The organism is Blastococcus capsensis (assembly GCF_030165005.1).
Classification (GTDB): domain Bacteria; phylum Actinomycetota; class Actinomycetes; order Mycobacteriales; family Geodermatophilaceae; genus Blastococcus; species Blastococcus capsensis.
The window spans coordinates 21235-45471 of sequence record NZ_JASNNW010000029.1 but is presented as its reverse complement, the minus strand read 5'-3'; the positions used below and the strand labels follow the sequence as shown (position 1 = coordinate 45471).

Sequence of the window (24237 nt, the reverse complement as noted above, 5' to 3'; positions counted from 1 at the left end):
CCAGGCGTACCCGTAGCTGGTCACGCAGCGCGTCGTGGAGGCGAGCCCAGGCTCCGCTGCGCACCCAGCGGGTGAAGGTGTCCCAGACCGTGGAGCGGGGTGGGAACTCGCGGGGCAGTTCACGCCAGGTGATTCCGCCTCTGACCAGGTAGAAGATGGCGTCCACGAGCAGGCGGCGGTCGTGCTTCTCCGAGCGGCCACCGCGCCCGGCGGCGTTGCCCGGCGGCGGCAGCAGCGGCTCGATGAGCGCCCACTGGGCGTCGGTGGTCGCCGAGGACGGATACACCTGGCAGCGCGGAAGCCCCGATCGCCGGTCGCTACCGGTGGTGCTGTTGGCCGGGCAGGACGCACACGTGCAAGTCGGGGAAGATGACACCAGGACTCCTGGTAGGTGGTGGCGTAGACACCTACCGCCCTACCAGGAGTCCGCCTTCCCGCCCGCGCGGACACGCCCAGTTCCCGGACACGCTCTGAGAGCGCAACATGAGCAATGGAAGTCGGGAGCGAGTCGGGTTCTCACCCTCCCACCCCGCGGAAGTCGAAGACCCCTGACCGGCGGAATTGCTGGTGAGAGGCACGATTTGGCTTCCCCGACTGGACTTGAACCAGTAACCCTGCGTTGACGACCAGTCGATCGCCCAGGTCGCGAGGAGCTTCGGGTGGATCACGCCGGGCACCCGGCCGCCGCGGCGGTGCACCGCCATGGTCACCGCGTCGACGACCGGGGCGGTCTTGCGGTGGGCCCGGTCGGCCTTGACCCAGTTGCCCAACCTCGTGTCGTTCATCTGCAGGTCACGAGCCACTTCGGCGACCGTCTTGCCGGTCGCTTTCACCAACTCCACGGCCTGCTCCCGGAACTCGGGGGATAACTTGCTTGGTCGGCCCATCACGACCCCTTCCTTGGGCTGAAAGCCCAAGGAAGGGGTCGTCCGAAGCGGGTCAACTCCACCATGGGCCGGGTCGGAGCATGCGCGGACAACGCCGCCATGGAGTCCTCTCCAGCCTGCTGCAGAAGAACGTCCTCAACCGCCAGCGCTGGGCCATCCGCGAGCAGCTACGCCTGGCGATCGTCGTCTGGATCGAGAAGACCTACCACCGCCGCCGACGCCAGGACACCCTCGGCCGCATGACCCACATCGAATTCGAGGCACTGGCCAAGGCCGCTCACGCGGCCTCATTCCACCTACCGCACAGAGTCAACTGAAGTCTGGGCAGTCCCAAGAGCCCGAAATCGCCGACGCTCTACCCCTTCGACAATGGGATCTTTTCGGCAGGCTTCTAGAGCAGTGTGCGCGCCTCCAACGCGAAGGCCAGCCTCAGCCGTGCACGGGGGTCGTGCAGATCCGCTCCCGTCAGTTCCGCGATGCGGGCGATCCGGTGCTTCACGGTGTTGTAGTGAATGAAGAGGCGCCGCGCGGCCTCCGCTCCGTTCCCCACGCCAAGGTAGGCCGCCAACGTGCCGCACAGGTCGCCGCCGACCTCGGCGTCGTATGCGACGAGGGATCCGATCTCTCGCTCCACGAATTCCCTCAGCAGTTCACCAGGGACAGCGAGGAGCAGCCGCTCGAGCGCCAGATCGTCGTTCCGGACGACGTCCCTGCCGGTGACTCCGGCGATGCGCAGTGCGGCCCGGGCCGAAGCGTGACTGCCTGCTAGGTCTTTCGGCTCCTGCGCCATGGAACCGACTGCGACGATGACCGCGTCCGGTCCGAGTTCGAGCAGTGTTCTCCGCCAGCGCTCCTCGAGTGTGGGTTTCCCCAGGCCGCGCCCAACGGCTGCGCTGGTGGGTGGCTCCCGGACCGGCACCACGGCGACGACTTCCTGCCCGCGCGACCATGCCAGCGCGCCAGAGGGCAGCGTCCGCCGTGCAGCCCCCGCGATCTGCGCGTCCGACAACTCCGCCGAACACTGCCCGATCAGCACCACGTGTGGACCGCTGAGGTCCCAGCCGAAGAGACGGGACCGCTGCTGCAGCATCGGCTCGTCGATGCTCGGGCCTGTCACCAGCTCCTCGAGGAACAGCGCCCGCAGCCGCCGATCCAGTTCGAGGCTCGCCAGCGCCTGAGCGATGTGCATTCCTGCGGCGAAGCAGGCCTGACGGATGAGCCGGCGGTGCCCCAGGGTCGGCTCGTCCGACCCACCAACGAGGATCCGGCCCCGCTGAGCGCCGGCCACGGTGATGGGAAAAACCCATGGGCTGGTCTCCGGGATGCCGCCGGATTGCCCGGCGTTCGACTCGCTCCGGGGCGTTCCTCGCCCGAGCACGATGTCCTCGTGGTCGACCATGGTGACCTCGCGGTCCAGCGTCACTGCGAGCGTGCGGGCGATCTCCTCCAGCCCACCCCCGGTGAGAGCGATGCCCGTCAACCGCTCCCTGATGACCTCCGCACCACCCGGTTCGGCGCCGTACTCGGCCAGTACGACGGCGAGCACAGCCCCGATCACCTCGTTGAAGGAGGTGTGATCGGGCAATACGAGGACGGGGAACTGCAGGCGTTCGGCCTCGCTGAGCAACCGATCCGGCAGCCTCCCCAGGTAGCGCAGAGGTTTGATGGCGAGCGCGGCCAGCCCCCGGGAGACCAGGGCAGGGAGCATCTCCACCAACCGCTCGGGCCGTTCGTGCACGGGATAGCCGGTGGTCAGCAGGAGTTCGCCTTCTTTGACGTACGCCTCGATGTCGGGCACCTCCATGACGTTCGCACCGGACACGACACGGTCCAGGCCGGCCTCGCCCGCCACGACGTAGGCCCCGTGGAGCGGCGCCAGGGTCAGAACCTCCCGCACGGTCACGGTGCTCACGCGTACCTCCTTGTCCCTTCCGGACATCCTCCGCCTGGAAGACGGTCCGATTCGGATGCTGCCAATCGACCTCGTCCTCCCTACATTCGGGGGCGTGCCAAGCCTGCCACTCGCGGCTCCTGAGCGGGTTCGCATCCCGACCGGCCAGCCCCCCTGGGAGGCTGCGCCGGCCTGGCACGTCGTCCATGTCGGACAGTCGGCAGCCATTCTCCGGTCCGCGCCCGGCGGTCCGGGCCAGCGACTGCTGGGGGTGACGTCCCCGGGCCGCGGCCTCGTGCCGGGCGGCGTGTGCCTGCCGGACGAGCACTCTTTCGCTGCGGTGACCGCCACATTGGCCGGTTCTTCCCAAGGACCTGCGGAGGTGGACTTCGGCGCGTGGCGCGCCATCCCTTCGGACGGGATCTTCAGGGTCGACCTGCGCATCCGGCCGGCCGCCGTCGATCCCCGCGCCGTACGTCGACTCGTCGCCCTGCTCCGCGCGGACCAGGTCGGGTCCGGCGCCGTCGATGACGTCATGGACCCGCGGCCGTCACGGGCACTGGCCGGTCCGCTGCTGCGCGCGGCGCTCGCCGCCGACGGGGAGCGGGTCACGCACCTGCTGTCCCGGCTCGTCGGCGCCGGACCGGGGGCGACCCCCGCCGGTGACGACGTCATCGTGGGCGTGCTGGCGGGGCTGGACGCGGCCACGGGATCCCTGCTCCCCGGGTCCGCCGCCCACGCCGCGCGGGCGCTGCTCGGCGACCGGCTCCGCCCGCTGTTCGGCCGGACGACGACCATCTCCCGCCACGACCTCACCGCGGCGATCGCGGGCGAGTTCGGTGAGCACGTCCACCTGCTGGTCGCCGCGCTCTCCGACCCGGCGGCGGCGCCGGCCGCCGTCGCGGGGGCGCGCAACCGGGGCGCCACCTCGGGGGTGGATCTCGCCACCGGGGTGGCGGGCTCGCTGGCCGCGCTCGTCCCTCGCCCGACCCGCCGACGCACGGAACCGACCCCGGAACCGACCCCACAGAGGAGTAGTGCATGAGCTCACCCCATACCGAGACGCTGCAGGCCAAGGTCTTCCCCCGCCTGTACCGGGACTCGGTCGCCCTGATGGCGCTCGCCTCGAGCATCGAGAAGCGGGAGGGGGTGCTCCGTGCCGGAGCAGTGATGGCCACCCCGGGCAACCTCGAGATCCTGGGCCGCTCACAGATGCTGCCGCCCGACCTCACCGCCGCCCCCGACGACCTGGTCCTCGTCGTGCGGGCCGCCGACGAGGCGACGGCGACCGATGCCCTGGAGGCGGCCGAGGCCGGCCTCACATCCGCCGAGCAGCGCGGTGGCGGCTCGTCGACGGAGGTCGCCCCCCAGACCATCGCCGAGGGACTTGACGTCACCGGCGAGGCCACGCTCGCGACCGTCTCCACGCCCGGCACCTACGCGCCGGTGGTCGTCGAGCAGGCGCTCCGGCAGGGGCTGCACGTCTTCTGCTTCTCGGACAACGTGTCGCTGCAGGACGAGGTCCGGCTCAAGCGCATGGCGGTCGACCGCCGGCTGCTGCTCATGGGGCCCGACTGCGGCACCGCCGTCCTCGACGGGGTCCCGCTCGGCTTCGCCAACGCCGTCCGTTCCGGCCCCGTGGCGATCGTCGCGGCCTCCGGTACGGGAGCCCAGGAGGTGTCCTGCTTGCTGGACGCCGCCGGTTCGGGGATCTCGCAGCTCATCGGGGTCGGCGGCCGAGACCTGTCCGGCCAGGTCGGCGGCCTCATGACGAACCTGGCGCTGGACCTGGTCGCCGCGGACGACGCGAGCGAGATCGTCGTCGTCGTCTCCAAGCCGCCGGCGCCCGAGGTGGCCGAGCGGCTGCTGGCGCGGCTCGAACGGCTGGGCAAGCCCGTGGTGGCCTGCCTGCTCGGCGAGGCCGATGCCGACGGACCGGTGGCGGTCCGCGGCACCCTGGAGGGTGGAGCCGCCGCGGCCGCCGCACTCGCCAAGAAGCCGTTGACCCTCCCGCGCGATGGCGGGGACGAGGATGGCTCGTCCACTCCCCTGCCGGGCCGAGTCCTGGGGCTCTATACCGGAGGCACGCTGGCCTCCGAGGCCAAGGTCGTGCTGGGCCGGGCGGGCGTGCAGGCCGAGATCCTGGATCTGGGCGACGACCAGTACACCGCCGGCCGTCCCCATCCCATGATCGATCCGTCGGCGCGAGCCGACCGGGTCGCCGAGGCCGGCGCCCAGCGCGACGTCGGCCTGGTCCTGGTCGACCTCGTCCTCGGGTTCGGCGCGAGCGCCGATCCGGCCACCCCACTGGCCGATGCCGTGCGCAGCGCCCGCACGACGGCCGCCGCCGACGGCCGCGACCTCGTCGTCGTCGGGTCGGTCTGCGGTACCGCCGCGGATCCGCAGGACATCGCCGCGCAGCGCCGGATCCTGCGGGAAGCCGGCGTCGTGCTCCAGCCGTCCAACGCCGCCGCGGCGCGCTACGCCGTGGCCCGCGTGACCGGCTCCCTGACCACCGAGTCCACCCAGTTGCACAGTCAGGAGACCGCATGATCACCGGAGGAGTTCGGGTGCTCAACGTCGGGTTGCCGCTCATCGTCGAGGGCGTGCCCGCCGCCGACGTCGTCCAGCTCGACTGGCGCCCCCCTGCATTCGGGGACGCGGAGGCGGCCCGCAGCGCCGTCAGCCTCGACGACGAGCTGACCCGGCAGGCCAACGAACGTGCCATCGCCGCCGTGCACGCGGTCCGCCCGCGGCTGGTGCGGGTCCGCTCGGCGCGCGAGGTCGTGCCGGGCATCGCCGAGGGACGGACCCTCCTGCACGCCGGGCCACCGATCGAGGTGGCGCGCATGTGCGGCCCGATGCTGGGCGCGCTCATCGGGGCGGCGCTGTTCGAGGGCTGGGCATCGGACGCCGAGGACGCCGAGGCGCAGCTGCGGTCCGGGCGGATCCCCGTGTCCCCCTGCCATCACTCCGGCGCGGTCGGGCCGATGGCCGGCGTGCTGGCGCCCTCCATGCCGGTGTTCGTCGTGGAGGACGGCGGACGCCAGGCCTTCACCTCACTCAACGAGGGGCTGGGCAAGGTGCTGCGCTTCGGCGCCTTCGACGACGAGGTCATCACCCGCCTGACGTGGATGCGGGACGTCCTCGGCCCGGTCCTGGACGAGGCCCTCCGCGGCCGCGAGCCGGTCGACGTGACGGCGTTGTTCGGCCAGGCGCTGGCGATGGGCGACGAGGGGCACAACCGCAACGTCGCGGCGACGAGCCTGCTGACCCGCCGCCTGGCTCCCGTCCTCGCCGGGCTGCCCCGCGGCGTCGAGGTGCTGCAGTTCCTCGCGGGCAACGACCACTTCGCGCTGAACCTGTCGATGGCCGGAGCCAAGCTCGCCCTGGACGCCGCGGTCGGCATCGAGCACTCGACGCTGGTCACGGCCATGGCACGCAACGGCGTCGAGTTCGGGCTCCGGGTGGCCGGCACCGGCGAGCGGTGGTTCACCGCGCCGGTCGGCCCGGCGGACGGTCTGTTCTTCCCCGGGTACGGCATCGAGGACGCCAACCCCGATCTCGGCGACTCCGCCATCACCGAGACGCTGGGCATCGGCGGATTCGCCATGGCGGCGTCCCCGGCGATCACCCGGTTCGTCGGCGGCACCCCGGACGACGCCCTGGCCACGACCCGCTCGATGCGGCGCATCACGCTGGCCCCGCACCCGGCGTTCCCGCTGCCACCGTTGAACTTCGCGGGCAGCCCGAGCGGCATCGACGTGCTCAAGGTCCTCGACACCGGCGTCCTCCCGGTCATCAACACCGGCATCGCGCACCGCGAGGCCGGGGTCGGTCAGATCGGCGCCGGCATCGTGACGGCACCCCCGGAGGTCTTCGTGCAGGCCGTGGCCGCCCTGCACGACGCGAGGAGCGCCCGATGAGCCGCACCGCACTGGTCGCCATCGGGGGCAACGCCCTCGTGCTCGACGGGGAGCCGGGCTCGGTCCCTCTCCAGCAGGAGCGTGCCGCGGCCTTCGCGGACCAGGTCGCCGAACTCGTGGCGGACGGGTGGACGGTGCTGGTCAGCCACGGCAACGGGCCGCAGGTCGGCTTCATCCTGCGCCGGGGCGAGCTCGTCGCCCCCGAGGCCGGCATCGAAGGGCTGCCCGACCTCCCGCTCTGGCTGGCCGTCGCCGACTCCCAGGGCGGCATCGGCCACCTGCTCGCGATCGCGATCGACTCCGCGCTGGACCGACGTGGTGTGAGTACACGCGCGGTGGGCGTGCTCACGCACGCGGAGATCGACCCGGACGATCCGGCGTTCGCCGCCCCGGCCAAGCCGATCGGCTCTCCTATGAAGGCCGAGGTCGCCCGGCTGCGGGCGGCGCAAGAAGGCTGGTCGGTCACCGAGACGTCGCCGGGTATCTTCCGGCGCGTGGTGGCCAGTCCCCATCCCCGCCGCATCATCGAAGCCGACCAGATCCGCGCCCTGGCCAGCAGCGGGGCCGTCGTGATCGCCGCGGGCGGCGGTGGCATTCCGGTGGTGCAGACCGAGCAGGGGTGGCAGAGCGTGGATGCGGTCATCGACAAGGACCGCGCGTCCGCCGTCCTGGCGGCCACCGTCGACGTGGACACGCTGGTGCTCGTCACCGGCGTGGACCAGGTCTACGTCGGCTTCGGTACCCCCGGCCAGCGGGCGCTGGCCGACGTGAGCGCGACGGAGATGCGCGGTCATGTCGAGGCCGGGGAGTTCCCCGCCGGGTCGATGGGCCCGAAGGTCGAATCCGCGCTGCAGTTCCTGCAGGACGGCGGCCAGCGCGCCGTCATCACCTCACTGCCGAAGCTGCGTGAGGCCCTCGCGGGCCAGGCAGGGACCCACATCACCGCGCCGGCCGGGCAGGCTCCGGCCGAGTCGCCGGGAGCCGCTCGATGAGGCAACAGGAGAACACCATGATCACGGTCCAGGCCGAGCCCCACCCCTACGTGTTCGACGCGGCGCGCGTCGCGCTGCTGTGCATCGACTTCCAGCGGGACTTCGTCGAGGCCGGGGGATTCGGAGAGTCACTGGGCAACGACGTGTCCCGGCTGCGCAGCACCATCGAGCCCACCCGAGCCGTGCTGTCCGCTTTCCGGGAGCGCGGCCTGACCGTCATCCACACCCGGGAAGGGCACCGTCCCGACCTGACCGACCTGTTCCCGGCCAAGCGGGACCGCGGCAACCCGACGCTGCGGATCGGCGACGAAGGGCCCATGGGTCGGCTGCTCGTGCGCGGCTCGGCCGGTCACGACATCGTCCCCGAGCTCGCCCCCCAGCCGGGCGAGGTCCTGCTGGACAAGCCTGGCAAGGGCTCCTTCTACGCCACCGACCTGGAGACGATCCTCCGGGCACGGGGCATCACGCACCTGGTCGTCACCGGCGTGACCACCGAGGTGTGCGTCCAGTCCACGGTGCGAGAGGCGAACGACCGCGGCTTCGAGTCGCTCGTCCTCTCGGACTGCACCGGGTCGTACTTCCCCGAGTTCCATGCCTCGGCCCTGGCGATGTTCGCCGCCCAGGGCGGGATCGTCGGCTGGGTCGGCACGTCCGCCGATCTGCTGAGCGCGCTGGACCGGTCCCCCGTACAGACGGAGAACGTGAGATGAGCGAGAAGGTCGGAGCGACGAGCGGCACCCGGCCCGACGTGGCCAAGTGGTGGGTCAAGGGCGACTGGAACGGCCTGTTCGGCCTCGGCACCAACGTTCTGCTGAACGTCATCGTGCTCACCGGGCTGTGCCTGGCCGTCGTGCAGATCCCCGCCGACACCGTGTACGGGCGCATCCTGCCGGCGCTGGGCATCGCCCTGCCCCTGGGCAACATCTGGTACGCGTTCCTGGCCCGGCGGCTGGCCCGGCGCGAGCAACGCAGCGACGTGACGGCGCTGCCGTACGGCCCGAGCGTCCCGCACACGTTCATCGTGGTGTTCGTCGTCATGCTGCCGGTGCTGCTGGCCACCGGCGATGCGCTGACCGCCTGGCGGGCCGGTCTGGCGTGGGCCTTCATCATCGGCTGCATCGTGCTGCTCGGCGCGGTGTTCGGGCCGTACATCCGCCGCTGGACCCCGCGGGCGGCGCTGCTCGGCGCGCTCGCCGGTATCTCGATCACCTTCATCTCGATGAGCCCGGCCGCGCAGATGTGGCAGGCGCCGTGGATCGCGTTCATCGCGCTGGCGTTCATCCTGGTCGGCTGGCTGGGCAGCCGGCAGATGCCCTTCGGCGTCCCGGTGGGTCTGCTCGCCGTCCTGGTCGCCACGGCGGTGGCCTGGATCGGCGTGCTCGCCGGCTGGTCGGGCATCCTGCAGCCGAGCGCGGTCGCCGAGTCCATCTCCGACCTCGCGTTGCGGCTGCCGTTCCCGACCGGGGACGTGATCACCGGGCTGCAGGACATCGCTCCGCTGCTGGCCTCGGCCATCCCGCTCGGCATCTACAACTTCACCGAGGGCATGACGAACGTGGAGTCTGCGGCCGCCGCGGGTGACCGCTACTCGGTGCGGCAGGTGCTATCGGCCGACGGGCTGGGCGCGGTGATCGGTTCGTTCCTCGGATCACCGTTCCCGCCGGCCGTCTACATCGGCCACCCGGGGTGGAAGCAGGTCGGCGGGCGCATCGGCTACTCACTGGTGACCGGGATCGTGGTCGCCGTCGTGGCCTTCACCGGGTTGGTCGGCACCTTCCTGGCGATCTTCCCGATGCAGGCGCTGGTGCCGGTGCTGCTCTACATCGGTTTGGTGATCGGCGCCCAGGCGTTCAACGTCAGCGCGCGCCGGTACGCCCCGGCCATCGTGCTGGCGATGCTGCCGAGCCTGGCCGAGTGGGCGACCGGGCAGATCGACAACGCCCTGGCCGCCGCGGGCACGGACGCCGGCACCGTCGGCGTCGCCACACTGGTCGAGAACGGCGTGGTCTACGACGGGCTCAAGCTGCTCGGGCAGGGGGCCGTGCTCGTCGGCATCGTCCTCGGCGCGATCGCCTGCTTCGTCATCGATCGGAAGATGTACGCGGCGGCGGTCACCGCCGCCGTCGGGGCGGTGCTGTCGTTCGTCGGGCTGATCAATGCGCTGGAAGTCGGCATCAACGCGTCCCCTGCGGTCACCCTCGGGTACGTCTTCCTCGCCGTGATCCTGGCCTACTTCGGCTGGCAGGGGCGCAACGACGACGACGGGGTCCTGGACGACGAGTTGCTGTTCGTCAACGGCACGCTCATGCGCGGCCTGGAGCTGCACGGCAACCTGGCCGGCGCGGAACTGCTCGAGGAGACCGCGACCGCGCCGAAGTACCGGGTGCACACCATCGGCGACGTGCACCCGGGCATGTACCAGGTCAACGATGGCGAGCAGGGCGCGTCGATCTCGGGGGAGCTCTACCAGATCCCCATCGAGGTGTTGCTCAAGGTGATCGAGGGTGAGCCCCCCGGCCTGTATCGCGGCCCCGTCGAACTGATCGACGGACGCGTGGTGCCAGGGATCCTCTACGCCCGCGAGATGGCCGAAGCCCATCCGGAGATCACCGCGCACGGAGGCTGGCGCCAGTACCGCGCCACGGTGGCACCGTCGGCGCACTGATCTGTTGCTACGCATGGGCGCGGCCTTCGATGGTGATGCCATCGAAGGCCGTGCCCGTCAGCTCGACCGCGCGGTCGCTGGTCCGGAACAACTCGACGAGTCGTCAGGTCTCTGCCGCCGTGAGTGCGCGCGGCGCGCGCCTACCACCGCTGATCTTGGCGGTCGAGTCGCGCACCGGATTCACCGCGATGGCGCGCCGTCCTGGATCGCCAGTGCGAACGTCCCGGAGAGGCACGCCCGCGCTGTCTTGGCCGCACCCGGTCCGCTGCTCTCGGCGATGGCGGACAGCGCCTGGCCCACCACGCCGGGAATCACCTCGCGGCCGCACAGCTGACCGAAGGTCGGCTTGACCTGCTTGCTGACCACCGACCGGTAGGTGCGCTGTGTGCCGGTCGACCAGCCCTGGTGGGCCTCCACCCAGGCATCGGCCGACGTGACCATTCGCGTCGCGGAAGTGACCGCACCCATACCGCCGGGCGCTTGGCGGCCGGTCAGCTCGGCCTTCAGCGCCCGCTCGGCCGCTGCCCGGGATGGGCCCGTCTTGGACACCAGCCGGACCCGGCCGTCGAAGTCCCGGAACTTCGCCCTGACCTCGACTTGACCGCTGGGCTGCGCGATGAAGAGGACCCTGCCGTACGTGCGAGCGGGAGCGGTGGCCGACCCACGGCATCCTCCTCATCCGTTCCGGATGTCCAAAGGATGCCCGACGGGTCCGGGTCAGGTCATGGAAAAAGGCTCCGGTCAGCGAACTCGCTGGCCAGAGCCCTGGTTGCGCTCCCCCGATTGGACTCGAACCAATAACCCTGCGATTAACAGTCGCATGCTCTGCCAATTGAGCTACGGGGGATCAGCGGTGCGACCCGCTGGCCCGACGAGAGTACCCCACGCTCAGGACGGGTCCGCGTGCGGCTCGCAGGCGGCGAAGCGTTGTGCGCCACAGGTAGCGTGTCCGTCGTTCACCGCCCGTACACCCTGGAGGTTCCCCGTGGCCAAGCTGTCGTTCCTCGCCGGATTCGGTGCTGGCTACGTGCTCGGGGCACGGGCCGGCCGCGAGCGTTACGAGCAGATCCGTCGCGCCTGGGAACAGGCCAAGGACGACCCGCGCCTGCAGAGCATCGCCGGCATGGCCCAGGCCAAGGCCGACGACGCCGTCTCCACGCTCAAGGCCCAGCTGGGCAGCGAGCCCCCGCGCTGAGCGTGCGCCCGGCTCAGTCGGGCTGTTCCGCGGCCAGCGCCTCGGCGAGCTTCCGCCGCGCCGTCTCCCGGGCCACCGGGTCGTCGCGTTGGCCGTCGTCGTCGAAGACCACCGTCCACTCCCGGGCGGCCTGACCGGGCACCCGGCGGGCCACCAGGAGCAGTCCGCCCTGGCCGGGGAGCGGCACCCGCCGGCTGGTCACGATGGTCTGGTCCACCCGCCGGCGCACGATCGCGGGCAGGTCACCGGCGTCGGTGAGCACGTGCCGCACCACGGGCAGCCGGGCCTGCACGCCCGGCTCCACCTCGGTCAGCGGGGTGACGTCGAACGTGCCGCCGCCGGTGGTGGCGGCCCAGCGGGCGTGCCCCACCTCGTGCCACGGCAGCAGGTCGTCACCCTCCGCCGCACCGACCCGGCGCAGGCCGCGCGAGGTGGCGGCCAGCCAGCCGGCGTCGCGGGCGAGCACGCCCCACGCCAGCACCTGCTCGTCCGGATCGGCCGCCACCGCCGCCCGCACCGCCTCGGGTGGCCGCGCGAACCGTCGCCGGACCTGGTCGAGAAAGCTCATCCGAGACCACCGATGGCCCGCTTGCGCAACGAGATGGCCAGCTGCTCGAGGTCCATCAGCTGCTTGAACGCCTTCATGTAGTCGTCGGCCTGCTCGACGGGGTTCATTCGCTGCAGCCGCCCCTTGAGCGCGGCGATCTCCCGCACCGTCGCCATCTCCTGGAGCCGGGCCATGATCGCGTTGACGTACGTCGGATCCGGCTCGCCGGTGACCGACCGCATCGGCTCCACCGCCAGGGCCGTGAGCAGCGCGCGGGCGCTCTCCTGCCCGCAGTGCGCGGCGACCTCGTCCAGCCAGGCCGGCCCGGTGACGGCCGCGGAGGCCGCACCGCCGGCCCCGGCCACCGCCGCGGCCACGGCGGCGTAGTCGGGGTCGGTGTAGGCGCTCGGCGGGACGCCGTCGAAGGCGGGGCCCGCGTACTCCGGCGTCTGCAGCGCGGCCTTGACCGCCTCCCGCTCGACGGCGATCGCGGCATCGTCCGGGGTCCGCTTGGGTGCGCGCGACCGGCCCCGGGGCGCGGCTCCTCCCCCGTCACCGGTGAGTCGCCGGACGCGCTCGAGCACCTCGGCCTCGTCGGTGTTGCCGATCATCCCGGCGAGTTCCCGGGCGTAGGCCGGCCGCAACGCGTGGTCCTTGATGCCGGCCACCAACGGCACCGTCTTCTCGAGCGCGGCCACCCGGCCCTCGACGGTGTTCAGGTCGTAGCCGGCCAGCGTCGTCTTGAGCACGAACGCGATGAGCGGGGCGCGACGGGCGACGAGGTCGCGGACGGCGGCGTCGCCGTGCTCCTGCCTCAGCTCGCACGGGTCGCGCCCCTCCGACTCCACGGCGACGAACGTCTGCCCGACGAACCGCTGGTCCTCGGCGAAGGTCTTCATCGCCGCGGCCTGGCCGGCCGCGTCGCCGTCGAAGGTGTAGACCACCTCGCCACGGAACTCGTCCTGGTCCATCAGCAGCCGGCGGAGCACGCCGATGTGCTCGGCACCGAACGCGGTGCCGCAGGAGGCCACCGCCGTCGTCACACCGGCCAGGTGGCAGGCCATCACGTCGGTGTAACCCTCGACGACGACGGCCTGGTGCCGCTTGGCGATGTCGCGCTTGGCGCGGTCGATGCCGTAGAGGACGCTGCTCTTCTTGTAGAGCGGGGTCTCCGGGGTGTTGAGGTACTTGGGGCCCGGGTCGTCGTCCATGAGCTTGCGGGCGCCGAAGCCGATGACGTCGCCGGTGATGTCCCGGATCGGCCACACCAGCCGCCGGTGGAACCGGTCGATCAGCGTGCCGCGCGAGGACTCCTTGGCCAGGCCGCCGGTGACCAGCTCGGCCTGGCTGAAGCCCTTGGCGCGCAGGTGCCGGGTGAGCGCGTCCCAGCCGCCGGGCGCGTAGCCGCAGCCGAAGTCGAGCGCGACCTGCCGGTCGAAGGCGCGGTCGGCGAGGAACTGGCGGGCGGGCGCGGCCTCCGGGCTGCCCAGCTGCTCGGCGTAGAAGGCGGCCGCGGCGGTGTTGGCCGAGACCAGCCGTGCCCGCTGGCCGACCGAGGCCCGGTCGGGGCCCGCAGTCGGGCGGCCGCCGTCGTCCTCGTACTTGAGCTCGACGTTGGCGCGATTGGCCAGCAGTTCGACGGCCTCAGAAAAGGAGAGATGGTCGATCTGCTGAACAAAAGAAATGACATCGCCGCCTACCCCACACCCGAAACAATGAAATAGGTTTCGCGACGGCGTCACTTGAAAGGACGGCGATTTCTCGTCGTGGAACGGGCACAGCCCCTTGAGGCTGCCGCCGCCGGCCCGCTTCAGCTGCAGGTGCTCACCGACGATCTCGTCGATCTTGCTGCGGTCGCGGACCAGCGCGATGTCCGCGGCCCGGATCCGGCCCCGGCCGGCCATCAGCTGTTCCCCCCGATGACGGCGACCGGCGTCGCCGCGTCGATGGCCGCGGTGTCGCGACGGTGGAGCACCAGTTCCATCCAGCGCAGGAAGACCTGCTGGTGCAGGGGCGGCGAGTCGTCGGCGGACAGCGGTGACCAGCCGCCGGTCGAGCCGCTCTCCGCGACCTGCCGGCCGCCGCTCAGTATCCGGTGCGTGCTCTGCCACATCGAGACGGCCGCGATCTCCACCGGCCTCCCCTCGAGCTCGGCGGCCCACGTGTTCTTCCAGAACGACGTCCGGAGGGCCCGCAGCCGCACGGCGTCCTCGGGCTCGGTGGCCCAGCGGCCGACGAACTCACCTGCACGCCGGCCGAACCGCCACTCCCGGTCGCCGACGACCGCCGTGGCGGCCTGGCGCCAGCTCGCTGCGCGCAGCACGGCGACGACCGCACCATCGCGCACGACCGGCGCGTCACCCCGCGGGCAGCCGTGTGAGCCGGCCTCGCCCAGTTCGAGCACCGTCGTCCCTTCCTCAGCCGATGCCGGGTGCACCGGCGACGCTCTCGCCGGTCACGCGGTAGAGCAGGTAGGCAGCAGTCTCCCGCAGGATGTACCGGAACTGGGTGGCGCGGGTCTGCACCGCCGGGCCCTGCCGCGTCGGTGAGCTCACGGCGTCCATCCCGGCGTCCTGGGCCATGCGCTCGGCCCGCATCGCGTGCCAGGGGTCGGTGACCAGGACGGCGCTCTCCCAGCCCCGCTCGGCGGAGGCCGTGGCGACCACCCGCATGCTCTCGAGGGTGTCCACACCCTCGGGCACGGCGAGCAGCGCGTCGGCGGGCACGCCGGCCGCGGCCAGGTAGTCGCGGCCGGCCTCGGCCTCGGTGAACTGGTCGCCGGCCGCCTTGCCGCCGACGGTCACGATCACCGGGGCCACGCCCTGCTCGTGCAGGGAGAGCGCGTGCTCGAGCCGCGCCTCGAAGATCGACGACGGGACACCGTTGTACTGCGCCGAGCCGAGCACGACGATCGCGTCCGACGACGGCCGGGTGTCCTGCCGGGCGGTGTACCAGATGGCCAGCGCGGTGGAGGCCACGAACAGCAGGACGGCCAGGACGCCGGCCCCCGCCACCCGTGTCAGCAGACTCCACACACGCACCCGTCATGGGTACCACGCGGCTGTGACGGCGCGCGTCCTCCGGCGACGGTGTGCCCGCCCACCCCGCAGCACCGACCGCTCAGGAGCCGGCGCGGCCCCCCTGGAGCGCGGCACGGCCGGCCTCCAGCCGGGCGACCGGCACCCGGAACGGCGAGCAGGACACGTAGTCCAGGCCGACGTCGTGGAAGAAGTGCACCGACTCGGGATCACCACCGTGCTCGCCGCAGATGCCCAGCTTCAGGTCGGGGCGGGCGGCGCGGCCCGCCTCCGCCGCGATCTGCACCAGCCGGCCGACGCCGTCCCGGTCCAGGGACTCGAACGGCGAGATGCCGAAGATCCCCTTGTCCAGGTACTGGTGGAAGAACGCCGCCTCGACGTCGTCCCGGGAGAAGCCCCACGTCATCTGGGTGAGGTCGTTGGTCCCGAAGGAGAAGAACTCGGCCGAGCAGGCGATCTCGCCGGCCGTCAGAGCCGCGCGGGGCACCTCGATCATGGTGCCGATCAGCGGCTTGACGTCGATGCCGCACTCCTCGCACACCTGGGCGAGGACCCGCTCGGACTCCTCGCGGATGGCCTCCAGCTCCTGCACGGCCCCGACCAGCGGGATCATGATCTCCGGCCGCGGGTCGCCGCCGGCCTGCTTGCGCTCGCAGGCGGCCTCGGCGATGGCACGCACCTGCATGGCGAACAGGCCGGGGACGACGAGGCCCAGCCGCACCCCGCGCAGCCCGAGCATCGGGTTGGACTCGTGCATGCCGCGCACCGCGGCCAGCAGCCGCAGGTTGCCCTCGTCGGCCTCGCCGCGCTCCTCGGCCAGCGCCACGCGCACCGACAGCTCGGTGAGGTCGGGCAGGAACTCGTGCAGCGGCGGGTCGAGCAGCCGGATGGTGACCGGCAGCCCGTCCATCGCCTCGAAGATCTCCAGGAAGTCCTGCTTCTGCAGCGGCTCCAGCGCGTCGAGCGCGGCCTGCCGCTCCGCGTCGCCGTCGGCGAGGATGAGCTTCTCCACCAGCTCCCGCCGGTTCCCGAGGAACATGTGCTCGGTGCGGCAGAGGCCGATCCCGCGGGCACCGAAACGGCGGGCCCGGGCGGAGTCCTCCGGGGTGTCGGCGTTGGTGCGGACGCCCAGCCGGCGCACCTCGTCGGCGTGGGTCAGGATCCGGTGCACGCTGCGCACCAGGTCATCGGCGTCGCCGGAATCCGGGTCGATCTCCCCCTCGAAGTACCGGACCACCGAGGACGGCTCCACCGGCACCTCGCCGAGCCACACCTTGCCGGTGGAGCCGTCGATGGAGATGACGTCGCCCTCGTTCACCTCGGTGCCGTCGGGCGCGGTGAACCTCCTCGCCTTGGTGTCGACCTGCAGCTCCTCCGCACCGCAGACGCAGGTCTTGCCCATGCCGCGGGCGACGACGGCGGCGTGCGAGGTCTTGCCACCGCGGCTGGTCAGGACGCCCTCCGCGGCGATCATCCCGGACAGGTCGTCGGGATTGGTCTCCCGGCGCACGAGCACGATTTTCTCGCCGCGGTCGGCCCACTGGACCGCCGTCTCGGACGAGAAGACCGCCTTGCCGACGGCGGCGCCCGGCGAGGCGTTCATCCCCTGGGTCAGCTGCGTGGCGTCCCCGCCCGAGACGAACCGCGGGAACATCAGCTGGGCCAGCTGGTCGCCGGTGACCCGGCGGACCGCCTCGTCCATGTCGATGAGCCCCTCGTCGACCAGCTGGGTGGCGATGACGAACGCGGCCCCGGCGGTGCGCTTGCCCACGCGCGTCTGCAGCATCCAGAGCTTGTTGCGCTCGATGGTGAACTCGATGTCGCACAGGTCGCGGTAGTGCGACTCCAGCCGCGACATCGTCGTCATCAGCTCGCCGTAGGCCTCCTGGTCGATGTCCTGCAGGTCGGCCAGGGGCACGGTGTTCCGGATGCCCGCGACGACGTCCTCGCCCTGGGCGTTCTGCAGGTAGTCGCCGTAGACGCCCTGCGCCCCGCTCCCGGGGTCGCGGGTGAACGCGACGCCGGTGCCGGAGTCGGAGCCCAGGTTGCCGAACACCATCGAGCAGACGTTGACGGCGGTGCCGGCGTCGCTCGGGATCCGCTCGCGCCGGCGGTAGATGATCGCCCGGTCGGAGTTCCAGGAATCGAAGACGGCGTTGATCGCCATGTCCATCTGCTCGCGCGGGTCCTGCGGGAAGTCCGAGCCGGTGCGCTCGCGGACGATCGCCTTGAACCGGACGACGACGTCCTGCAGGTGCCCGGCGTCCAGGTCGAGGTCGGACTCGGTGCCCTGCGCGCGCTTGACGTCGTCGAACGCCTCGTCGAACAGCTCGCCGTCGATCCCGAGCACCGTCTTGCCGAACATCTGGATCAGCCGCCGGTAGGAGTCCCAGGCGAAGCGCTCGCTGCCGGACTGGTCGGCCAGGCCCTGCACCGACTCGTCGTTGAGGCCGACGTTGAGGACGGTCTCCATCATCCCGGGCATCGAGGCGGCCGCGCCGGAGCGGACCGACACCAGCAGCGGATCGGCCGGGTCGCCGAGCGTCTTGCCCATGGCCTTCTCCAGCGCCGTCAGGTGCTCGGTGACCTGGGCATCGAGCTCCTCGGGCGTGCCGCCGTGCTCGAGGTAGTGGCGGCAGGCGTCGGTGGTGATGGTGAAGCCCGGCGGCACCGACAGGCCCAGGTTGGTCATCTCGGCGAGGTTGGCCCCCTTGCCACCGAGCAGGTCCTTCTGGTCCTTGTTGCCCTCGCTGAAGTCGTAGACCCACTTGGCCTGCGCCGACTGATCAGTATTGATGGTCACCGTTGACACCTCCGTGCTCGAGAGCCGACCCCTCGCATGCCCGAGATGGTGCCGCACCGGGAGCCCCCCGGTCTGCCCCGTCCCGGCAGTTCCTGCCGGCCGCGGAGGCAGGCGTTACCGGCGAGTAGATGGATCTTGGCGCAGGCGAGGGAGCACCGCGACCCCTGGAGGGGTTAGTCGATCCCGCAGACGCGCGGGCCGTCCTCGTTGACGACCGATACCCGCGCCGTGGCGCCGTCGTCCCAGCGGACGGTGACCTGCTGGACCTGCGCCCCGGCGAGGTCGTCGTCCGCCACGGAGCCCACCTGGGCGCCGCCCGGTCGCAGGTACTCCTGCTCCATGCCCGCCACGTCCAGCCGGTCCCGCTCGGCCTCGCAGAGCAGCTGGTGGGCCGTCTCCGCGTCGCCGGCGGCGAGCGCGGTGAAGAACACCTCGCTGACCTCGGTGGCCTGCTCCGCCGGGGACCCCTGGACCAGGTAGAGGGCGCCGACCATGCCGCCGGCCAGCAGGGTGATGCCGACGACGCCGCCGATCAGCCACCCCTGGTAGCTGCGCGGCGTGCCGGTGTGCAGCGGCGCCGGGCCCTCGTCGTACAGGAACGGGCCTTCCGTGTTCATCCGCCGCTTACCTCCAGCTCCGCTCCCGTCGGCGGCCGCGGGTCGTCCCGGTCGGCCAGCCAACCCTCGGGCAGCGACACCGGCCGCGGCGTGCTCGTGCGGCCGCGGGGCGCGCCGAGGACCCCGGTCGGATAGGGCTGGTCGGGGATGCCGGCGAGCAGGCCGGCCAGCTCGCCGAGGCCACTCACCATCGCCAGCGCACGCCGGGTGTCCGACCCCACCGAGAAGCCCTTGAGGTACCAGGCGACGTGCTTGCGGAAGTCGGTGCAGCCGTGCAGCTCGCCCTGCTCCTCGCTCAGCAGCGTGGCGTGCCGGTGCATGATCGCGGCCACCTCGCGCAGGGTCGGCAGCGCCCGGCTCGGCCGGCCCGCGAAGGCGGCGGCCAGGTCGCCGAACAGCCACGGCCGGCCCAGGCAGCCCCGCCCGATGACGACGCCGGCGCAGCCGGTCCCGGCGACCATGCGGAGCGCGTCGTCGGCCTCCCAGATGTCGCCGTTGCCGAGCACCGGGATGTCGACGGCCTCGACGAGGCGGGTGATGGGCGACCAGTCGGCGGTGCCGCTGTAGAGCTGGTCGGCGGTGCGCCCGTGCAGGGTGATCGCGGCGGCGCCCTCGTCCTGGGCGATCCGCCCGGCGTCGAGGTAGGTGACGTGGTCGGCGTCGATGCCGATGCGGGTCTTGATGGTGACCGGCACGTCGCGCGCCGCGCGCACCGCCGTCCGCACGATGTCGCGGAGCAGGACCCGCCGCCAGGGCAGCGCCGAGCCCCCGCCCTTGCGGGTCACCTTCGGCACCGGGCAGCCGAAGTTCAGGTCGATGTGCGCGGGCCGGGTGCCCGCGACGCCCTCGTCGACCAGCATCTCCACCGCACGCCCGACGGTCGCCGGGTCGACGCCGTAGAGCTGGACGGAGAACGCGTCCTTCTCGTCGGCCGTGGCCCGCACCATCTGCAGCGTCTTCGCGCTGCGCTCGACCAGCGCGCGGGTCGTGATCATCTCGCAGACGTAGAGGCCCGCCCCGAACTCCCGGCACAGCGTGCGGAACGCCGGGTTGGTGATCCCGGCCATGGGCGCGAGCACGACGGCCGGGTCGACGGTCAGCGCGCCGAGCCGCAACGGCGGCAGCACCGTCGTCGTCGGCTCGAGCGTGGCGGTCATGCCACCGAGAGTAGGCGGAGAGCCTCGTCACTACCGCGCCCGGCCGGGCGAGCCATCTCAGCTGATGGGGGGCCGCGCCCCGGCGCGGCCTCCCATCAGGTGCCCAGGCGTCCGCTACCAGACCGGGGGGCACCCGGGCTGCGCGCCGTCCACGACGGGGCCGCCGTCCCCAGATGGTCGTCCGCCGGTGCCCGCGGGCCCCGCGCCGTGCACCGTGGGCCCATGCCGGTGCCGCTCCGCCTCCCGCTCGCCGTCGACGAACCGGTGCGCCGCCGGCTCGGCATCTTCACGACCGCCGATCTCGCCCGCCACGGGATCGGGGAGAGCGAGATCCGCACCGCGGTGCGCGCGGGGACGTGGGTGCGGCTGCGCACCGGCATCTTCGTGACGGCGGCCGATCTCACCGAGGTCGAGCGGACCGGGCGCCGTCCGGGGCTGGATGCGCTGGCCGTGCTCGCCGGACTGGACCGGCCCTCCGTCGTCTTGAGCGGCGGCACGGCGGCGTGGGTCTGGGGGCTGCCCCGTCCCCGCCCGGTCGCGATGACGGTGGAGCTCACCGACCCGGTCCGGTGGCGTCGCGGTCGGGGTTGGCTGATGACCAGGGCGGCGCTGCCGGAGGACGAGGTGACCGTGCGCGGGGCGTACCGGGTGACCACTGCGGCGCGCACGCTGGTGGACGTCGCCCGGTCCTGGAGCGAGGTGTACGCGGTGGCGGCCGTCGATGCCGCGCTGCTGCGCGGGCTGACCACGCGCGCAGAGCTCACGCGGGTCTTGGACAGGCAGTCGCGGGTGGCCGGGGTGCCCCGGTCGGTCCGCGCGGTGCAGCTGGCCGACGGCAGGGCGGAGTCGTGGTTGGAGACCTACGGCCGGCTGGTGTTCGCCGCCCTCGGGCTGCCTTCCTTCGTCCCGCAGGTCGAGCTCTGGTCCGGTGACCGGCTGCTGAAGGTCGTCGACGGCTGGTACCCCGAGGCAGCACTCGCTGTGGAGTTCGACGGCCGGGTCAAGTACCGGCGGCCGCGGTACGGACGGACGCCGGAGGAAGAGCTCTGGCGGGAGAAGCGCACCGAGGACGAGCTGCGGTCGCTCGGCGTCCGGTTCGTCCGGCTGGCGGCCGAGGACCTCGACGAGCGGCGACGCCGGGACGTGAGCGACGCCCTGCGGCGTGCGCTGGGCGTCCGCGGTCCGGTGGCGCGCCGGTTCCGGGAGATCCCGCGGGCCGCCGGCCGGGTCCGCGACGAGGACCGGGGGGACGACGGCTGGCTGCCGCGCGCCGACGACCGCGTCGGCACGGCGAGCCGCCCGGCCTGATGGGGAGCCGTGCCGTGGCGCGGCTCCCCATCAGCCGGGAGGGTTCAGCAGCCGGGGAGGCGGGCGGCGAGGTAGGACTCGACCTGGCCCAGGCCGACGCGCTCCTGGCTCATCGAGTCGCGCTCCCGGATGGTCACCGCGTCGTCCTCGAGGGTGTCGAAGTCGACGGTGAGGCAGAACGGCGTGCCGATCTCGTCCTGCCTGCGGTAGCGGCGGCCGATGGCGCCGGCGTCGTCGAACTCGACGTTCCAGCTCCGCCGCAGGGTGGCGGCGAGGTCGCGGGCCTTGGGCGAGAGGTCGGCGTTGCGCGACAGCGGCAGGACGGCGGCCTTCACCGGCGCCAGCCGCGGGTCGAGCTTCAGCACCGTGCGGACGTCGACGCCACCCTTGGCGTTGGGCGCCTCGTCCTCGCTGTAGGCCTCGACGAGGAAGGCCATCAGCGAGCGGGTGAGGCCCGCCGCGGGCTCGATGACGTACGGCGTCCAGCGGGTGTTGGTGGCCTGGTCGAAGTAGGAGAGGTCCGTGCCCGAGTGCTCGGTGTGCGTGGAAAGGTCGAAGTCGGTGCGGTTCGCAATGCCCTCGAGCTCGCCCCACTCCGAGCCCTGGAAGCCGAAGCGGTACTCGATGTCGACGGTGCGCTTCGAGTAGTGCGACAGCTTCTCCTTGGCGTGCTCGTAGTGCCGCAGGTTCGCCGGGTCGATGCCGAGGTCGGTGTACCAGCGGGTGCGCTCGTCGATCCAGTACTGGTGCCACTCCTCGTCGCTGCCCGGCTCGACGAAGAACTCCATCTCCATCTGCTCGAATTCGCGGGTGCGGAAGATGAAGTTGCCCGGGGTGATCTCGTTGCGGAAGGACTTGCCGATCTGGCCGATGCCGAACGGCGGCTTCTTGCGCGCCGCACCCATGACGTTGGCGAAGTTCACGAAGATGCCCTGCGCGGTCTCCGGACGCAGGTAGTGCAGGCCCGACTCGTCCTCGACCGGGCCCAGGTAGGTCTTGAGCATCATGTTGAAGTCGCGCGGCTCTGTCCACGCGCCCGTGGTGCCGCAGTTCGGGCAGGAGATGTCGGCCAGGCCGTTCTCCGGCAGCCGCCCCTTCTTCTCCTCGTAGGCCTCTTCCAGGTGGTCGGCACGGAACCGCTTGTGGCAGCTCTGGCACTCGGTCAGCGGATCGGTGAAGACGCCGACGTGCCCGGAGGCCACCCACGTCTGGCGGGGCAGGATCACCGAGGAGTCCAGGCCGACGATGTCGTCCCGGCTCTGGACGACGGTGCGCCACCACTGCCGCTTGATGTTGTCCTTGAGCTCGACGCCCAGCGGCCCGTAGTCCCACGCGGAGCGGGTACCGCCGTAGATCTCGCCGGACGGGAACACGAAGCCCCGTCGCTTGCAGAGGTTGACGACCTTGTCGAGGCGCTGGGGGTCGCGCTTCCTGGTCGAGTCGGCGTGTGTCTCGGGCGCTGCCACGGGGGGCTCCATCCGGCTGGCGGTCGGTGGTTGACCGCTCCACGGTAGTTGGCCGCTCCGCGGCTCCGTCGGGTCGCCCGGCGGTGCGGCCCCGGGCGCCGTCAGTCCGCGGCGGACGGCCCGGCGTCCCCGCCGGGCGTGAGACCGCCGGAGCCGATCGGGTCGACGTCGCCGTCGACCGTCGCGCCCTGCAGCATCAGGACCAGGAGCACGATCCCCAGCAGGACCAGCGCCACGACGACAGCGGCGATCCACGGCCAGGTGCGGTAGCGGCGCCGCGTCCTGCGGGGTCCGACGGTGCCCTCGACCGGGGCCGGGGCCGGGCGGCTGAACTCCGACGTCCGCTGCGCAGGCTTCGCCGGCTTCGCGCCGAGCGTCACCGTGGGCTCGTCGGGGCGGACCGGAGGAGCCGGCACCTCACCGGCGGCGATCTGGGCGCGGACCGCGCGGCCCGGCACCGGCGGCCGGGCGACCTGCACCGTCGGGTCGGTCGGCGCCGGCGGCCTCTCCGGCCTCGAACGCTCGGACTCCTGCTCCGTCATCGGGATCCTTCCGCCGTCACTGCGATCGCCGCGGACAGAGCCGATCGCCACCCGACCTAGCCCACGACGGCGCAGATCACGCCTCGGCGCGCGGAACGCCGGGCTCATCGGCCGGCAGGTAGGCGCCGGGCTCGTCGATGGCGTGCATCCAGACCGGGGCGCCGGCGATCTTCACCTCGGCCGCCGAGAGCCCCCGCCGGTAGGCGCCGACACCGTCCCACCGGGTCACCAGCGCCCAGAGGGTCGGGTCGTCGGCCGACCGTCCCACGTCGCCGTCCCGGAACCCGGGCCGGGCGGCCAGCGCCGCCAGCAGCGCCTCCACCTGCTCGGCGACCACCGTCGCCTCAGCTGCGTCCACGCGCAACCGGGTCACCGCGAACACCGGACCTCCCGTCGTCGGCACCTGTCGTCGCGCCCAGACGGTCCCACGCTGCTCACGCGGTACCGAACCGGCGCTGCCGTGAGGCGAACTCCTCGCAGGCCGCCCACAGGTGCCGGCGGTCGAAGTCGGGCCAGAGGGTGTCGAGGAAGACGAACTCCGCGTACGCCGACTGCCACAGCAGGAAGTTGCTGGTGCGGTTCTCCCCGGAGCTGCGCACGAACAGGTCGACGTCGGGCATGTCCGGCTCGTCGAGGAACCGGGCCACCGTGGATTCGTCGACCTTGTCGGGGTCGAGCCGCCCGGCCGCGACCTCGCGGGCGATCGCGGCGGCGGCATCGGCGATCTCCGCCCGCCCCCCGTAGTTGACGCACATGGTCAGCGTCAGGACGTCGTTGTCCTGCGTCAGCTCCTCGGCGATCTCGAGCTCCTTGATGACGCTGCGCCACAGCCGGGGACGGCGGCCCGCCCAGCGCACCCGCACCCCGAGCTCGTGCATCTCGTCGCGCCGGCGCCGGATGACGTCGCGGTTGAAGCCCATGAGGAAGCGCACCTCTTCCGGGCTGCGCCGCCAGTTCTCCGTGGAGAAGGCGTACGCGCTGATCGCCTTCACACCGAGCTCGATGGCGCCCTCGACGCAGTCGAACAGCGAGGACTCCCCCGCCTCGTGCCCCGCGGTCCGCGGGAGGCCGCGCTCCTTGGCCCAGCGCCCGTTGCCGTCCATGACGATGGCGACGTGCCCGGGGACCTTGTCCTTCGGCAGCTGCGGCGGGCGGGCGCCGGACGGGTGCGGGTCCGGGGCCTTCACCTCACGACGCATGACC

At 72.2% G+C, this 24237-nt stretch carries 23 protein-coding genes, 1 tRNA gene and 1 pseudogene; 9 read left to right on the top strand and 16 right to left on the bottom strand.

The window, feature by feature from the left end; genetic code table 11:
* Together QOZ86_RS19530 and QOZ86_RS19525 are read right to left on the bottom strand one after the other, a co-directional pair.
* On the bottom strand, positions 1–286 hold a 286-nt coding region (locus QOZ86_RS19530; protein WP_284491805.1), incomplete at its 3' end, for a transposase.
* 121 nt (positions 287–407) lie between these two features.
* Positions 408–887, bottom strand: coding sequence for a transposase (locus QOZ86_RS19525; RefSeq protein WP_284493640.1), 480 nt, complete (start codon positions 885–887; stop codon positions 408–410).
* Between the two features lie 51 nt (positions 888–938).
* Between QOZ86_RS19525 and QOZ86_RS19520 the strand changes: the two are divergent.
* Positions 939–1204: pseudogene (locus QOZ86_RS19520) on the top strand (IS3 family transposase); the annotation flags it as partial.
* 74 nt (positions 1205–1278) lie between these two features.
* On the opposite strand, the gene QOZ86_RS19515 reads toward QOZ86_RS19520, so the two are convergent.
* Positions 1279–2799: a PucR family transcriptional regulator gene (locus QOZ86_RS19515; protein ID WP_284493639.1), complete on the bottom strand. Its 1521-nt coding sequence runs from the start codon at positions 2797–2799 to the stop codon at positions 1279–1281.
* 361 nt (positions 2800–3160) lie between these two features.
* Here QOZ86_RS19515 and QOZ86_RS19510 point away from each other — a divergent pair, with 361 nt between their 5' ends.
* Genes QOZ86_RS19510 through QOZ86_RS19485 form a run of 6 tightly spaced genes read left to right on the top strand, consistent with a single transcriptional unit; the run spans position 3161 to position 10361 of the window.
* A complete protein-coding gene (locus tag QOZ86_RS19510; RefSeq protein WP_284493638.1) occupies positions 3161–3823 on the top strand; it encodes an oxamate carbamoyltransferase subunit AllH family protein in 663 nt (220 codons plus the stop codon).
* Positions 3820–5331 carry an AllF/FdrA family protein gene (locus QOZ86_RS19505; protein WP_284493637.1) on the top strand — a complete coding sequence of 504 codons (1512 nt, stop codon included), beginning with the start codon at positions 3820–3822 and terminating at the stop codon, positions 5329–5331. The genes QOZ86_RS19510 and QOZ86_RS19505 overlap by 4 nt, the downstream gene beginning before the upstream one ends.
* Positions 5328–6704: a YlbE family protein gene (locus QOZ86_RS19500; protein ID WP_284493636.1), complete on the top strand. Its 1377-nt coding sequence runs from the start codon at positions 5328–5330 to the stop codon at positions 6702–6704. The genes QOZ86_RS19505 and QOZ86_RS19500 overlap by 4 nt, the downstream gene beginning before the upstream one ends.
* The gene (locus QOZ86_RS19495) at positions 6701–7696 is read left to right on the top strand and encodes a carbamate kinase (protein ID WP_284493635.1); all 996 of its coding nucleotides are present in this window, start codon (positions 6701–6703) and stop codon (positions 7694–7696) included. The genes QOZ86_RS19500 and QOZ86_RS19495 overlap by 4 nt, the downstream gene beginning before the upstream one ends.
* Positions 7697–7713: 17 nt before the next feature.
* Positions 7714–8406, top strand: coding sequence for a cysteine hydrolase family protein (locus QOZ86_RS19490; protein ID WP_284493634.1), 693 nt, complete (start codon positions 7714–7716; stop codon positions 8404–8406).
* The gene (locus tag QOZ86_RS19485) at positions 8403–10361 is read left to right on the top strand and encodes an allophanate hydrolase-related protein (protein ID WP_284493633.1); all 1959 of its coding nucleotides are present in this window, start codon (positions 8403–8405) and stop codon (positions 10359–10361) included. The genes QOZ86_RS19490 and QOZ86_RS19485 overlap by 4 nt, the downstream gene beginning before the upstream one ends.
* A gap of 180 nt (positions 10362–10541) precedes the next feature.
* Here the strand turns inward: QOZ86_RS19485 and QOZ86_RS19480 are convergent, their stop codons facing one another.
* Together QOZ86_RS19480 and QOZ86_RS19475 are read right to left on the bottom strand one after the other, a co-directional pair.
* Complete coding sequence (locus QOZ86_RS19480) at positions 10542–10910, bottom strand: hypothetical protein (protein ID WP_284493632.1); 369 nt, start codon at positions 10908–10910, stop codon at positions 10542–10544.
* A 225-nt stretch (positions 10911–11135) separates the two neighbouring features.
* A tRNA-Asn gene (locus tag QOZ86_RS19475) sits at positions 11136–11208 on the bottom strand.
* 138 nt (positions 11209–11346) lie between these two features.
* On the opposite strand from QOZ86_RS19475, the gene QOZ86_RS19470 reads away from it, so the two are divergent.
* Entirely contained in the window at positions 11347–11556 is a 210-nt protein-coding gene (locus tag QOZ86_RS19470) for a hypothetical protein (protein WP_014375446.1), read from the top strand.
* 13 nt (positions 11557–11569) lie between these two features.
* Here QOZ86_RS19470 and QOZ86_RS19465 read toward each other — a convergent pair whose 3' ends face one another.
* From QOZ86_RS19465 to dusB, 7 genes are all read right to left on the bottom strand, one after another.
* Positions 11570–12124: a hypothetical protein gene (locus tag QOZ86_RS19465; RefSeq protein ID WP_284493631.1), complete on the bottom strand. Its 555-nt coding sequence runs from the start codon at positions 12122–12124 to the stop codon at positions 11570–11572.
* Positions 12121–14007: a DNA primase gene (gene dnaG, locus QOZ86_RS19460; protein ID WP_284493630.1), complete on the bottom strand. Its 1887-nt coding sequence runs from the start codon at positions 14005–14007 to the stop codon at positions 12121–12123. Before dnaG ends, QOZ86_RS19465 begins: the two co-directional genes overlap by 4 nt.
* Complete coding sequence (locus tag QOZ86_RS19455; protein WP_284493629.1) at positions 14007–14450, bottom strand: hypothetical protein; 444 nt, start codon at positions 14448–14450, stop codon at positions 14007–14009. Before QOZ86_RS19455 ends, dnaG begins: the two co-directional genes overlap by 1 nt.
* Before the next feature lie 70 nt (positions 14451–14520).
* On the bottom strand, positions 14521–15144 hold the full coding sequence (locus QOZ86_RS19450; protein ID WP_284493628.1) for a YdcF family protein: 624 nt from the start codon (positions 15142–15144) through the stop codon (positions 14521–14523).
* Positions 15145–15223: 79 nt separating this feature from the next.
* Complete coding sequence (gene ppdK / locus QOZ86_RS19445) at positions 15224–17944, bottom strand: pyruvate, phosphate dikinase (RefSeq protein ID WP_284493627.1); 2721 nt, start codon at positions 17942–17944, stop codon at positions 15224–15226.
* 173 nt (positions 17945–18117) lie between these two features.
* Positions 18118–18561, bottom strand: coding sequence for an Rv0361 family membrane protein (locus QOZ86_RS19440; protein WP_284493626.1), 444 nt, complete (start codon positions 18559–18561; stop codon positions 18118–18120).
* Entirely contained in the window at positions 18558–19718 is a 1161-nt protein-coding gene (gene dusB / locus QOZ86_RS19435) for a tRNA dihydrouridine synthase DusB (RefSeq protein ID WP_284493625.1), read from the bottom strand. Before dusB ends, QOZ86_RS19440 begins: the two co-directional genes overlap by 4 nt.
* A 222-nt stretch (positions 19719–19940) precedes the next feature.
* On the opposite strand from dusB, the gene QOZ86_RS19430 reads away from it, so the two are divergent.
* Positions 19941–21026: a type IV toxin-antitoxin system AbiEi family antitoxin domain-containing protein gene (locus QOZ86_RS19430; RefSeq protein WP_284493624.1), complete on the top strand. Its 1086-nt coding sequence runs from the start codon at positions 19941–19943 to the stop codon at positions 21024–21026.
* 44 nt (positions 21027–21070) lie between these two features.
* Here QOZ86_RS19430 and QOZ86_RS19425 read toward each other — a convergent pair whose 3' ends face one another.
* The 4 genes from QOZ86_RS19425 to QOZ86_RS19410 all read right to left on the bottom strand — a co-directional run bounded on the left by QOZ86_RS19425 (position 21071) and on the right by QOZ86_RS19410 (position 24233).
* The gene (locus QOZ86_RS19425) at positions 21071–22492 is read right to left on the bottom strand and encodes a glycine--tRNA ligase (protein ID WP_284493623.1); all 1422 of its coding nucleotides are present in this window, start codon (positions 22490–22492) and stop codon (positions 21071–21073) included.
* 101 nt (positions 22493–22593) lie between these two features.
* Entirely contained in the window at positions 22594–23034 is a 441-nt protein-coding gene (locus tag QOZ86_RS19420) for a hypothetical protein (protein WP_284493622.1), read from the bottom strand.
* 76 nt (positions 23035–23110) lie between these two features.
* Positions 23111–23416, bottom strand: coding sequence for an antibiotic biosynthesis monooxygenase (locus tag QOZ86_RS19415; protein ID WP_284493621.1), 306 nt, complete (start codon positions 23414–23416; stop codon positions 23111–23113).
* Positions 23417–23468: 52 nt separating this feature from the next.
* Positions 23469–24233: an isoprenyl transferase gene (locus tag QOZ86_RS19410; protein WP_284493620.1), complete on the bottom strand. Its 765-nt coding sequence runs from the start codon at positions 24231–24233 to the stop codon at positions 23469–23471.
* Positions 24234–24237: the final 4 nt, after the last annotated feature.

What these genes read in the sequence shown, in the direction of transcription:
- QOZ86_RS19505 (WP_284493637.1), top strand. Translation starts at nt 3,820, where the DNA reads ATGAGCTCACCCCATACCGAGACGCTGCAGGCCAAGGTCTTCCCCCGC.
- QOZ86_RS19430 (WP_284493624.1), top strand. Translation starts at nt 19,941, where the DNA reads ATGCCGGTGCCGCTCCGCCTCCCGCTCGCCGTCGACGAACCGGTGCGC.
- QOZ86_RS19485 (WP_284493633.1), top strand. Translation starts at nt 8,403, where the DNA reads ATGAGCGAGAAGGTCGGAGCGACGAGCGGCACCCGGCCCGACGTGGCC.
- QOZ86_RS19410 (WP_284493620.1), bottom strand. Translation starts at nt 24,233, where the DNA reads ATGCGTCGTGAGGTGAAGGCCCCGGACCCGCACCCGTCCGGCGCCCGC.
- QOZ86_RS19500 (WP_284493636.1), top strand. Translation starts at nt 5,328, where the DNA reads ATGATCACCGGAGGAGTTCGGGTGCTCAACGTCGGGTTGCCGCTCATC.
- QOZ86_RS19495 (WP_284493635.1), top strand. Translation starts at nt 6,701, where the DNA reads ATGAGCCGCACCGCACTGGTCGCCATCGGGGGCAACGCCCTCGTGCTC.
- QOZ86_RS19440 (WP_284493626.1), bottom strand. Translation starts at nt 18,561, where the DNA reads ATGAACACGGAAGGCCCGTTCCTGTACGACGAGGGCCCGGCGCCGCTG.
- QOZ86_RS19420 (WP_284493622.1), bottom strand. Translation starts at nt 23,034, where the DNA reads ATGACGGAGCAGGAGTCCGAGCGTTCGAGGCCGGAGAGGCCGCCGGCG.
- dusB (WP_284493625.1), bottom strand. Translation starts at nt 19,718, where the DNA reads ATGACCGCCACGCTCGAGCCGACGACGACGGTGCTGCCGCCGTTGCGG.
- QOZ86_RS19525 (WP_284493640.1), bottom strand. Translation starts at nt 887, where the DNA reads ATGGGCCGACCAAGCAAGTTATCCCCCGAGTTCCGGGAGCAGGCCGTG.
- dnaG (WP_284493630.1), bottom strand. Translation starts at nt 14,007, where the DNA reads ATGGCCGGCCGGGGCCGGATCCGGGCCGCGGACATCGCGCTGGTCCGC.
- QOZ86_RS19465 (WP_284493631.1), bottom strand. Translation starts at nt 12,124, where the DNA reads ATGAGCTTTCTCGACCAGGTCCGGCGACGGTTCGCGCGGCCACCCGAG.
- QOZ86_RS19490 (WP_284493634.1), top strand. Translation starts at nt 7,714, where the DNA reads ATGATCACGGTCCAGGCCGAGCCCCACCCCTACGTGTTCGACGCGGCG.